General features: G+C 54.4%; 7 protein-coding genes. 5 read left to right on the top strand and 2 right to left on the bottom strand.

Going from position 1 to position 12,369, the window contains the following annotated elements; all coding sequences use genetic code 11:
- Positions 1 to 374: 374 nt before the first annotated feature.
- Positions 375 to 929, top strand: coding sequence for a sugar O-acetyltransferase (locus NHH03_RS23615; RefSeq protein ID WP_253160358.1), 555 nt, complete (start codon positions 375 to 377; stop codon positions 927 to 929).
- Positions 930 to 967: 38 nt separating this feature from the next.
- Here NHH03_RS23615 and NHH03_RS23620 read toward each other — a convergent pair whose 3' ends face one another.
- Positions 968 to 2,323 carry an SAM-dependent methyltransferase gene (locus NHH03_RS23620; protein WP_253160361.1) on the bottom strand — a complete coding sequence of 452 codons (1,356 nt, stop codon included), beginning with the start codon at positions 2,321 to 2,323 and terminating at the stop codon, positions 968 to 970.
- A gap of 390 nt (positions 2,324 to 2,713) precedes the next feature.
- Between NHH03_RS23620 and NHH03_RS23625 the strand changes: the two genes are divergently transcribed.
- The 4 genes from NHH03_RS23625 (at position 2,714) to NHH03_RS23640 (ending at position 9,228) form a co-directional block, all read left to right on the top strand.
- The gene (locus NHH03_RS23625; RefSeq protein WP_253160364.1) at positions 2,714 to 5,698 is read left to right on the top strand and encodes a sulfatase-like hydrolase/transferase; all 2,985 of its coding nucleotides are present in this window, start codon (positions 2,714 to 2,716) and stop codon (positions 5,696 to 5,698) included.
- 73 nt (positions 5,699 to 5,771) lie between these two features.
- On the top strand, positions 5,772 to 7,049 hold the full coding sequence (locus NHH03_RS23630; protein WP_253160366.1) for a glycoside hydrolase family 71/99-like protein: 1,278 nt from the start codon (positions 5,772 to 5,774) through the stop codon (positions 7,047 to 7,049).
- A gap of 18 nt (positions 7,050 to 7,067) precedes the next feature.
- A complete protein-coding gene (locus tag NHH03_RS23635; protein WP_253160368.1) occupies positions 7,068 to 7,502 on the top strand; it encodes a GNAT family N-acetyltransferase in 435 nt (144 codons plus the stop codon).
- A gap of 148 nt (positions 7,503 to 7,650) precedes the next feature.
- On the top strand, positions 7,651 to 9,228 hold the full coding sequence (locus NHH03_RS23640) for a TolC family protein (protein ID WP_253160371.1): 1,578 nt from the start codon (positions 7,651 to 7,653) through the stop codon (positions 9,226 to 9,228).
- A 40-nt stretch (positions 9,229 to 9,268) separates the two neighbouring features.
- On the opposite strand, the gene NHH03_RS23645 is transcribed toward NHH03_RS23640, so the two are convergent.
- Positions 9,269 to 12,367, bottom strand: a complete 3,099-nt coding sequence (locus tag NHH03_RS23645; protein WP_253160373.1) for an efflux RND transporter permease subunit — start codon at positions 12,365 to 12,367, stop codon at positions 9,269 to 9,271.
- Positions 12,368 to 12,369 lie beyond the last annotated feature (2 nt).

Below are 12,369 nucleotides of genomic sequence, written 5' to 3' on the forward strand. Positions count from 1 at the left end.
CCTGACCCTAGGCTAGGCTGTCGAACGCCGTTGGCGTAATGAGACCGCAACCAGAGTCAAAAACTTCGCCACATGGTTTTCCACGGTTGCGGCCGCTGGCGTGCCGCTGCGGAGACAGGCCTGCTCGTGCTAGCTCAAGACGTGAGGCGATTGTTCAACCTCACCCTGAAAACCCCCGCCTTGTTGAGCCGTGAGCGAAGCTGCACGACCTCCAAGCGGGAGAGTGAATTGCATAAGCGCAACTTCAAAGCGCGTGAGCGAGGGATTTAGCCGGTCGACGGGATCCCTCGCTCACGCGTCGGGCTACAAAAAAACATTGCCCCATGCGATGGCGAATTGCTAAGCTGCACCGCCACTAACCGAGCGAGATCCCGATGAAATCAGAACTGAACAAGATGCTCGCCGGCGAGCCCTATGATGCATTCGATCCCCCACTTGTCGAAGCTCGTCTGCAAGCGCGAAAGAAACTGTTTCGTTTGAATCAGACTGCACCCGACGACGCTGCAACACAACAGCAAATCTTGAGCACGTTACTGGGATCGGTTGGCGCAAACCTGACCTTGGAAACACCCTTCCGCTGCGACTACGGCAGCAACATCTATCTGGGTGAAAACGTCTACTTCAATTTTGACTGTGTGATCTTAGACGTCTGTGCTGTTCATGTCGGTGACTTTGTCTTTTTCGGCCCCGGCGTCCATATCTACACCGCGACGCACCCGCTGGAATCCGAATTACGTCGCGACCAAGAATTTGGACGTGAGGTTCACATCGGCAATGATTGCTGGATTGGCGGACGAGCCATCATATGCCCCGGTGTGACCATTGGCCCCCGCACTGTCATCGGTGCGGGCAGTGTGGTCACGAAAAACATTCCGCCAGGCGTACTGGCGGTCGGTAATCCAGCACGTGTCATCCGCCAGATCACGTGATTGGCAGCGTGAGAAAACACCAGTGCCGTTAAGCAATCTCAAGCGGCACGATACAGGTCTTCACGGGTTGGCGGCATGCCCGACAACCCCTTGCCGGCACGCTTCGTCGCGACGACTTGGAAAATCTTGATCGATCCGGCTGAAAAACCTGCCGAACCACCGGCCATGTATGCTGCCCACAATCGATAGCGTTCCAAACCAACCAGTCGGATCGCTTCGTCTTTGTTGGCGGCAAGATTCTTGCACCAATACTTCAACGTCAGTGCATAGTGTTCACGCCATGATTCCACATCGTGAACTTCGAATCCTGATTTTTCCAGGAAGTCAGTGGTCATCCCAACCGGGGTCAATTCCGATCCGGGAAAAATGTACTTCAAGATGAATTTGCGTTCGGGACGGATCCGTGTGGCCGAGCGTTTTGAGTTTTTTGCACGACGTGCGATGGCGTGATTCAAAACAATGCCACGATCCCGCAACATTGAATTGATTTTCCCAAAATAGCGGGGGTAGTTTGCGATACCAATGTGTTCGGACATCCCGATGCTGGAAATCTTGTCATAGGATCCTTGGTGATCCGCATAGTCACAGATCTCCACACTCACCTGGTCGGTCAAACCGAGTTCTGCAATCCGGGCCTTGGCGAAATCGTGTTGCTCTTGGGACAACGTGATTCCGTGTGATTTGACGCCAAAATTTTGTGCGGCATAACAGATCAATCCACCCCAACCGCAACCGATGTCCAACATCCGGTCACCCGGCTGCAGCCTTAATTTGCGACAAATCATTTCCATCTTGTCGCGTTGGGCTTGGTCCAGCGAGTTGTTCCAATCGGTGAAGTAGGCGCAGGTGTACTGCATCTCGCTGCCGAGAAACAGCTTGTAAAAATCATTGCCAACATCGTAGTGGAATCGAATGTAATCGGTGTTGTCTCGCTTGCCCTCTTTTCGACCGATCATATCGCGGCCACCGCCCGGCTTTGCGGCCAAGTGGTTTTCAAACGCATGCCCCAAATCAGCGACTTGTGTTTTGGCAAACAGGAACGGCAACGTTTGTTTGACCAGCATCGTTTTGCTGATCTCTTTCATGCGACGACGATTTGATTTATCGGTCCGCAACGCCTCGGTGAATTCCATCAAATCACCGCCTTCAAGCGTGACATGACCGGTCGCGTACAACCGCACCAAAGTTTCCAGACTTGGGCGCCGCAGCAGCGATCCAATGACACCGGGACCCGAAACACCGATCGTGTAGCGTCCGTCGACTTGCGTCCCAAGCGGCACCTGTTCACCGTTCCACAAACGCACCGATACATTCATGTCGAGAGGCTGGGCAACTGCATGAAGCACTTTCTTGATCGAATTGAGTTGCGCGTCAGTTGAAAAAGGGTGTCCCATCCCTGGAATCTCCATCTAATGATTGACCTGAGTCCACTTTCAGATTGGGCCCGGTAGGTGAGGTAGCTGCAAAACCGCGCCGAGAGTAGCAACTTCCCCCGGCAAGGTTTAGCTCAATTTCCAGGCTGCGTGACCGCCGAGTGAAAAGCTGCCACTTCTGCTGGCCAAGGCTGCGGTTGTGTTGCCAGCAAACCTGTTAAGATACGCAGGTTGCCACCTCGTGGTGCGTCAATATTTAAAAGTGGGGTAAACGTCCGGCTTGCCATCACCACTCCGGGTGAATCGCAAGCTGGCAGCGTGCGCCACGAATTGTCGACCCGAAATTCAGATTTGAACGCACCACTCGACCCGATTGGCAGTTTCATGTTCTCACGGATTGTGTGTCCCCCAATGATCTCTCCGATTCGACTGATTTTGTTTGCAGCGTTGACCTATCTTCCGATGTTGACGTTGCCGGCGGCTCCACCGAACATCGTCACCGTCTTCATCGACGACATGGGGTGGTCCGACCTGTCCTGTTTCAACGGCGAACGAGTCGAAACGGAAAACATTGATCGACTGGCTGCCCAAGGCATTCGGTTCACCAACTTCTACGTGAACTCGCCGATCTGTTCACCCTCTCGCGTGGCATTGTCAACGGGCCAGTACCCACATCGCTGGCGCATCAGTTCCTACCTGGCCGCGCGTAAACTGAATCGTTCGCGTGGCATGGCCCAGTGGCTGGATCCGTCCGCCCCGATGTTGGCCCGCCAACTTCAGAAATCCGGTTACGCGACCGGGCACTTTGGCAAATGGCACATGGGTGGGCAACGTGATGTCGGCGAGGCTCCGTTGATCAACGAATACGGATTCGACGAAAGTTTGACGAACTTTGAAGGCCTGGGGCCCCGGGTATTACCGCTAAAAGATGCCTACGACGGCAAGCCGCCGCAACCGCACGATCTCGGTTCCGCGGACCTTGGTCGCGGGCCGATCACATGGGCCGATCGTTCTGTGGTGACGGCCGCTTTTGTCGACCAAGCGGTGGCGTTCATCGACAAGGCCGAAAGTGACGGGAAACCCTTTTTCGTCAATCTCTGGCCGGACGATGTGCACTCACCCTTTTTTCCTCCCCAGGTTCTTCGCGAGGAAACCGATCAAAGTAAACGAGAACTCTATTATGCGGTGTTGGATGCCATGGACCAGCAACTGGGCAAGTTGTTTGACCGTATCGCCAACGACCCCCAACTCAAACGCAACACTCTGATCCTGGTGATGTCAGACAATGGGCACGAAGAGGGCGCGGGAGCGTCGGCCCCACTGCGCGGTGCAAAAACCTGGATGTACGAAGGCGGAATTCGCTCGCCCTTGATCGTCTGGGGTCCTGGTTTACTGCCGGAATCCACCGCGGGCACCACCAACAATGATTCCATCCTGTGCGCGCTGGATGTCAACCGTTCGCTGTATTCAATCACGAATACCGACTTGCCCGAAAACACAAAACTTGACGGCGAGGACCTGGCGTCGACCCTGTTGGGTCAGGACAAACTGAGTCGTAGCGAACCCATTTTTTGGCGACGACCACCGGATCGCCCCGGCACCGCACAACAAGACAATCCGGACTTGGCTGTCCGATCCGGCAAATGGAAGTATCTGGTCAACTACGACGGTTCAGATGCTCAACTGTATGATTTGGACCAGGATCAGTCGGAATCAAATAATCTGGTCGAACAACAGCCTGCGATCGTTGGGCAATTGCAACAAGCCGTTTCAGATTGGAACGCTAACATGCCAGTCGATGCGGGCGATCCCGCTTGGATCGACGAGCAGACAGTCGGTTCCATTGCCCCCGACCAATTCACCAACCCGATCGGCGAGGGCGCTGATCCCTGGGTGATCCGAGATCCGAATCAACCACGTTATTTGTGGTGTATGTCAGTCGGCAATCGTGCCATCTCGATCAATTCCAGCGACGATCTGACTTCGCTCGGGCAGCCACACGTGGTTTGGTCGGCTCCGGAGACGGGCCCTTATTCAAAAGAAATCTGGGCCCCTGAATTGCATTTTTTGGACGATCGTTGGCACATCTATTTTGCCGCGTCCGACGGCAAGAACGAAAACCACTTGACCTATGTGCTGACGTCCAAAACGCGTGACCCGCTAGGCGAATATGAATTGTCCGGTCCACTGGCAACGGGTGAAGGACAGGATGGAAGGTCACCGAATTTATGGGCCATCGACATGACGGTGCTCGATCACAATGGCCAACGCTATGCGATTTGGTCTGGCTGGGACGCACCCGGGACGGACCAACAGTACTTGTACATCGCGCCGATGAAGTCGCCGACTGAATTGGCTGGCCCGCGTGTGCGACTGTGCGATAATGATGACTATCTATGGGAACGCGTCGAACCCGATTCATCGCAGCGGGGCCTAAATGAAGCTCCGGAAGTGTTTCAGGCCAAAGGCAAAACCAGGCTCGTCTATTCCTGCGGCGCTTCCTGGTTGCCCACCTACAAATTGGGTTTGTTAGAACTGGTTGGTGACGATCCGCTGGACCCAAATGCATGGAAGAAACGTGACAAACCGGTTTTCGCTGGTACAGCATCGGTCTATGGCGTCGGGCATTCATGCTTTGTTCGCTCACCGGATCGCAAACAGTGGTGGCACGTTTTTCATGCCAAGCGTGATCGCAACCCAGGTTGGCGACGGTCTATCCATGTCCAACCGATGAACGTTGGCAAACGAGGGTTTCCGCTTTTGGGGAAACCCACCGATGCGGGTGAAATCCTAGACCGCCCCTCAGGCGAACAGATTGAACCCGCCAAAATGCCCCTGTCACTGCTGCAAAGCGATTCGCCCCCTTCGCCACAGTGGTCTTACTATGGTCACCATCAACGATTCCACCACGACGAATCGGGATTGGAAATCGGAGTCGTTCCCGATGCCCCGATCAACGATTACCTCAGCGGCGAAAAAGTGGTGCTCGATGCGGATTGCCCGAAAGATTTCCGAGTCGGTGTAACCATTGATTTTTTCGGCGACTCCTCGGCGCGTGACGCCGGGTTGCTGCTGCGCTGCAGTGCCGCTGCAGTCGGCTTCGACGCCCAGCGAGGCTATTTTGCGGGACTGATTCCACGGACCGGGTTGGTCATCGTGGGGAAAACAGACGGCAGCAACTGGTCGGAAATCGCCCGCGCACCGACCGAAATTGATGTGACAAAACCACAGCGGTTGGACGTGCTGGTCAAGGGAAACAGAATAGTCGTCACGCACAATCAACTTGAACGAGTTTCGACGACGGATTCAACTTACACCAGCGGGACCATCGGACTGCGCGTGGTCAATACACACGCTCGTTTCAGCAATTTGAAAGTAGACGTTGCCGGTTCATAGAAGTCCCCAATAATAACCGGCAGACACCTAACAACCAGCGGCGATCGAAAGCCGTCCACTAGAGTTGAAGCAGATGATGATTCATTCGACACGACGGTTTTTCACCATTGCCATGCAGATCGTCGGCATTGTCACCTTGATCGGCACCGCGCAAGCAGACGACGGTGATTCAAGGGGCGATTCCAGCACCGTTGATTCCAGCACGATGAATGGAAAAGTCATGGTCGGCTACCAGGGCTGGTTCAATTGTCCCAGCGATGGCGCGGAACTCGGTTGGACACACTGGGCACGAAACTCCAGAAAACCGTTTGGTCCCGGAAACGTCACGGTCGACTTATGGCCCGATATGTCGGAATTAGAATCTGATGAACGTTATCCGACCGAATTTAAATTGGCCAACGGTCAGGCGGCAGAGGTGTTCAGTAGTGGCAATCGAAAAACGGTGCTGCGCCACTTCCGCTGGATGCAGGACTATGGAATTGACGGTGCATTTTTGCAGCGATTTGCAAACGGAGTTCTCCCAGGCCGTACATTGCAACACAAAGACACGGTTCTATCGCATGTGCGCGAAGCCGCGGAACTGGCAGGTCGGACTTATGCGGTGATGTACGATTTGTCAGGGCTTCGGGCAGGTGAAGTGTCTCGTGTGCGCGATGACTGGAGTCGCTTGCGTGAGGAACAAAAAGTGACCAGCGATTCGACCTATTTGCACCACAATGGGAAACCGCTCGTCGCCGTCTGGGGCGTGGGATTCAGTGACAAGCGTGATTATTCAATTGACGAATGTTTGCAGCTAGTCAACTGGCTGAAATCCAATGGCTGTAGCGTGATGTTGGGTGTTCCCTCGTATTGGCGCGACGGAACTCGCGACGCTGTCGACGACCCCAAACTACATGCGATCATCAAACAGGCCGATGTCATCAGCCCCTGGTCTGTCGGCCGCTACCAAACTCCCACCCAAGCACAGCGCCATGCCGAAACGGTTTGGCAACGGGATGCCAAGTGGTGCGCCGACGCGGGGTTGGATTTTTTGCCGGTCGTCTTTCCCGGTTTTAGTTGGCACAATTTGCATGGCGACAAACTGAATGCCATCCCACGGCTGGGTGGCAAATTTCTGTGGTCTCAAATGGTCGGAGCCAAACAAGCCGGTTGCAAGATGATCTATGTGGCGATGTTCGACGAGGTCGACGAAGCGACTGCGATTTTCAAATGCAGCGACGATCCGCCCGTCGGTGATGGCGCGAACTTCCTGACCCTCGAAGGGCTCCCGAGTGATCACTACCTGAAATTGACCGGACAGGGTGGAAAACTCATTCGTGGTGAAATCCCGGTCACCGCACAAATTCCTTGATTCTGATGGGACGTCTTGGTGAACGAATCCAAACCCTTTGTCATTGTCGAATCTTTAAGTTCATCGCAGATCCAACAATTACATCAACTGACTACGCAACAATGGTGGGGCAAACAGCGATCACTTGATGACATTCGAATCATGCTCGAGCACACCAGTTTGATCCTCGCTGTGATTGATGAACAGACCGGCGACCTCGCTGGGTTTTGTCGTGTGCTGACGGATTTTGTGTTTCGTGCCACTATTTTTGATGTGATGGTCGACGATCAACACCAAGGCCGTGGCCTTGGAAAACGATTGATCGACGCACTCACCGATCACCCCAAACTCAGAAGGGTTGCTGCGATTTACCTCGCTTGTGAACCAAATCTTGAGCCGTTTTATCAGCGTTGGGGGTTTTCTCCATTCAATGGGCGTACGGGTTGGATGGTGAAAGTTCAACGCCCAGAATAGTGGTCGCCCCCCGATCAACCGTCACAATCGATACGTTTGCTCCCTGGTCCTCGCATCTGGCGTTGGATTGTACCGATCCTGCATGAATTCCACTCGGTGATGAACCGAAGGATAAAGCGGGTTGGTCTCAAATTACAGGGAAGCATCGATGATGACCGAAAGCGGACAAACGGAAACTTCCAATCGTCTGGCGAAACGCTTGTGGCTGATAACGGCACTCGGATTGACTGCAACCGTGGGATTGAGCGGTTGCCAGTCACTTGGCAGCAAAACCGCGGGCAGCCAGGACCTGGAACGCTATGACACCGTCCAAGAGGTCGCTCCGGTATCGCCTGCGCCAGCCGACGACGGAACCGATCCCGCAGTGTTACCGGCGGGTTTCACCGATGAACTAGAACAGATTTCGCCCAGTGATTTGAGCGGGACCGCCGTCCGCCAACCGTTTTCGCTGGAACCCGTTCGCTTGGCCTCTCGGCCTAACAACACGGTCACCGATCAGCCCGATGTCACTGACGGTTTGACATTGGAAGGGATCGAGTCAATCGCATTGGCCAATAATCCAACCATCCAACAATTGGTTGCAACGACTCAAAAGGCAGCCGGATTTCGCACGCAGGTCGGACTGAGGGCGAATCCGACGATCGGCTATCAAGGCCAACAACTGGCGGACGAGGGCACGGATCAACATTCACTGTTCATCTCACAGACAATCATCACGGCCGACAAACGTGAGCTCAATCGACGGGTGCTTAACGAAGCACTCCGTGCGCAACTATTGGAACTAGATGCCCAAAAATACCGTGTTTCAACCGACATTCGCGTCAAATTCTATGATGCCTTGGCAGCACAGCGGCGCATGCAGGTGATCCATGATTTTCAGTCTGTCGCGGATCAGGGCCTGGAGATCGCTCAATTGCGCAAGGACGCCAGTGAAGGATCACAATTAGAAGTCGTGCAAGCCAAGGTGCAAAAGAACGAAATCGACCTTGCGCTACAGCAAGCCGAAGTCAACTACCACGCGGCTTGGCGTGAACTGGCCGCACTCGCGGGCAGTCCCGAGATGATCCCGGTCGCGCTAGTCGGCCAGTTACCCGATTCTGCAGAATCGCAAGACTGGTCAGCGCTGGCGTCCACGATGATCGTATCCAGCCCTGAATATCAAGCCGCACAAACGCGAGTCAGCCAGGCGAATGCAATTCTTGCCCGCCATAACGTACAAGCGGTTCCAAACTTGGAACTGCAGTTGTCTGCCGGCAATGACAATGGAACCAATTCTGGATTCATGAACGTCCAAGTGGGCGCGCCGATCCCGGTGTTCAACAAAAACCAAGGCAACATTGCGGCGGCACGTGGCGAACAAATGCGTGCCTGCAAAGAGGTCCAGCGAATTGAAAATTCGATCAAATCGCGTTTGGCCGTCGTGTCACGTCAATACGATGCTTCACTGGCTGCCGTCAATCAATATGCCAACAATATTCTGCCCAATGCAGACCAGGGACTGAAGCTTGCAGAAATTGCCTACAAAGCCGGTGAAACCAGTTTTGTCCAAGTCCTGGTCGCGCGGCGCACCTATTTCGATACCAACTTGAAATACATTCAATCCCAATCCCAGTTGGCCCAGGCACGTGCCCGCGTCGACGGCTTTGTCTTGACCGGTGCACTCAATCCCGTGATCGATGAAAGCGGCGACGACAGTCTGCGCGGACTCACGTTCAGCCAACAATGATCGTCGCCACTTTGAAATCCGGGTTTGAATGCGCTTGGACTTAGACCTCTGGAATCGATTCCTCTGGCGGTTCGAACCAACGATAGATCGTCGGCAGCACCAGCAGTGTCAGCACCGTTGACGTGATCAGCCCGCCGATCACAACGGTCGCCAGTGGCCGCTGGACTTCGGCGCCAGAGCTACCTGAGAGTGCCATCGGGATGAACCCCAGCGCGCCACAGGACGCGGTCATCAATACCGGTCGCAATCGGTCCATCGCCCCGCCGACAACCGCCTTTCGCTGTGATTCGCCCGAATGTCGCAGGTGCCTTACGTGCTCGATCAACACGACGCCGTTCATCACCGCGATCCCAAACAATGCGATGAAGCCGACGCCGGCTGAAATTGAAAAAGGCATGTCGCGAAACCACAATGCCAACACACCGCCTGTCGCTGCGATAGGTACGTTCAAATAGATTAGCATAGCCAGCTTGACGGAATTGAACGTCATATAGAGCAACGCAAAAATCAGGAACAAGGCAACCGGAACCGCGATCGAAAGTCGGCGTGTTGCCTGTTGCAAATTCTCAAATTGTCCTCCCCACCGTAACATGTAACCCGCTGGCAATTGAACGTCTCGTTCCACAACTCGCTGGGCTTCAGCAACAAACCCTGCCAAATCTCGGCCGCGTACGTTGCACTGGACTAGCAATCGCCGCCGCACGGCATCGCGACTGATCTCGACCGGGCCGTCTTCGGTGATAATGTCGGCCAACTGGGAGATCGGAATGGGTCTCCCCTGAGAATCATCGATCTTCAAGTTGATCAACTGATCGGTCGTTTCGCGTGACTGTGGCTGCAATCGAATTTGCAACGGAAATCGACGTTGGCCTTCAAACACTTGACCGACCGGCATCCCGCCTACCGTACTGATGGCGTCCAAAACATCGCGGGTGTTGATTCCATAGCGTGCGAGATCTTCGCGGCGCACTTTCACACGCAAGTACGATAGCCCGGCGATCTGCTGTGCCTGGACATCGGCCGCGCCAGGCACTTGATCGAGTGCCCGTACCAATTCATCGCCTTTCGCCTTCAACAAATCCAAATCGTCACCATACAAGCTAAGCCCGATATCCGAGCGCACTCCGGCCACGAGTTCTTGAACACGTAGTTCAATCGGCTGTGTGAAGCTATACGAATTTCCGGGGACATCCCGCGTTAGGGCCGTTTGCATCTCTTGAACCAGTTGCGGCTTTGACACTCCCTGCGGCCATTCTGTCGTCGGCTTTAACCGAATCAACATGTCGGTTTGATAGACGCCCATCGGGTCGTTGGCGATTTCGGGACGGCCTGTTTTTGACACCACCGTTTCGACCTGCGGAAATTTCAGCAGCGTTCGCTCCATGGCTTGAGTCATTTCAATCGATGTTTCCAACGAAACGCTGGGCAATCGAGTGGCCTGAATGGCCAAATCCCCCTCGTCCAGTTTGGGAACAAACTCGACTCCGAATCCAGCCGCAAGAACAACACTGATGGCAAACGCAGCCAGCGCACCGGAAAACATTGCCAACGGGTTCTTCATCGAGAACTCCAGCATCGGACGATAGGCTTGTTTGATCCAGCGCACCAAGAACGTTTCTTGCGCCTTGACCTTTCGCGCCAAAAACAATGACGCCATCACAGGCATCACGGTGACCGAAAGAATCAGCGCCGATGAGAGCGCCGTCATGAAGGTAAACGCCATCGGACGAAACATTTTGCCCTCCATGCCCTGCAGACTTAGGATTGGCAAAAAGACAATGATCACGATGATGCCGGCAAACAAAATCGGTTTCCCGACCTCCTTCGCAGATTCACGGAAAACCGCGTCGGGAACCCGCGCACCATCGTGTTCCCGCTGGTAGCGGTTGGCGCGGCGGACACAGTTTTCAACCATCACAACCGCTCCGTCGACAATCACGCCAAAATCGACGGCCCCAAGACTCATCAAATTGGCCGACACGCCGGCATACCGCATGGCAATCAGAGCGCTCATCGCCGATAGCGGAATCGCAGCCGCAACGATCAAGCCTGCGCGAACATCGCCGAGCAGAATAAACAACGTCAAGATCACCAAAATCACACCCAACCCGATGTTTTCACCCACAGTGTGAATCGTTTTGTTCACCAATTCCGTTCTGTCATAGAACGTGTCAATGGAAACACCGGCCGGCAATGTCTTTTGAATCTCCGCGATCTTTTGCTTCACATCTGCAACGACTTGGCGGGAGTTTCCCCCCATCAACATCATCACCATTCCGACAACGGCCTCGCGATTTCCATCCCGAGTCACTGCGCCTTGCCGAAGCATGGGCGCAAAGTCAACGTTGGCGATGTCATCAATGCGGATCGGCGTGCCCTCACGACTTTCCAAAATGATGCTACGGATATCGTCCAACGACGTGACCAAACCTTCGCCGCGAATCAATCGCTGTTCGGCATGATGTGCGATGTAGCCTCCACCAGCGTTCCCATTGTTTTTCTCAAGCGCGTCGATCACCTCGGTCAGCGAGATATCGTAGTTTTGCAACTTAATCGGATCGATCTGTACTTCATACGTTTTCAATGCACCACCAAACGTATTGACCTCGATCACGCCCGGGACGCTGCGTAACTGGAACGCAATTTGCCAATCCAGTATCGTACGCAACTCGGTTAGTGAATGTCCTGCACCAGGGTCGCCACGAACCTCGAACTGATAGATCTCGCTCATTCCAGTCGCGATCGGTCCCAATTCGGGAGTTCCCATTCCCGGCGGAATGTCCTCACGAGCCTTTTGCAAACGTTCGTTGATCAGATTTCGCGCCCAATAGATATCCGTCCCGTCTTCGAACGCCACGGTCACTGCGGACAGACCAAATCGGCTGATCGAACGGATTTCATCGACCCCCGGAATCCCGCTCATCGCGTTCTCGATCGGAAACGTGATGAATTGCTCGACCTCAACGGGGCCCAACGCCGGCGAGTTGGTGAGCACTTGAACCTGGACGTTCGTTAAATCGGGGACTGCGTCCAGTGGGATCGTGATTGCCGCAAAGCAGCCCATGCCCAGAATGGCAATCGAAAGCAGGATGACGATGAAGCGATTGTTCAGCGACCAATCAATCAGATGGTTGACCATGT

This window comes from Stieleria tagensis (assembly GCF_024129865.1).
In the GTDB taxonomy this organism is placed as follows: domain Bacteria; phylum Planctomycetota; class Planctomycetia; order Pirellulales; family Pirellulaceae; genus Stieleria; species Stieleria tagensis.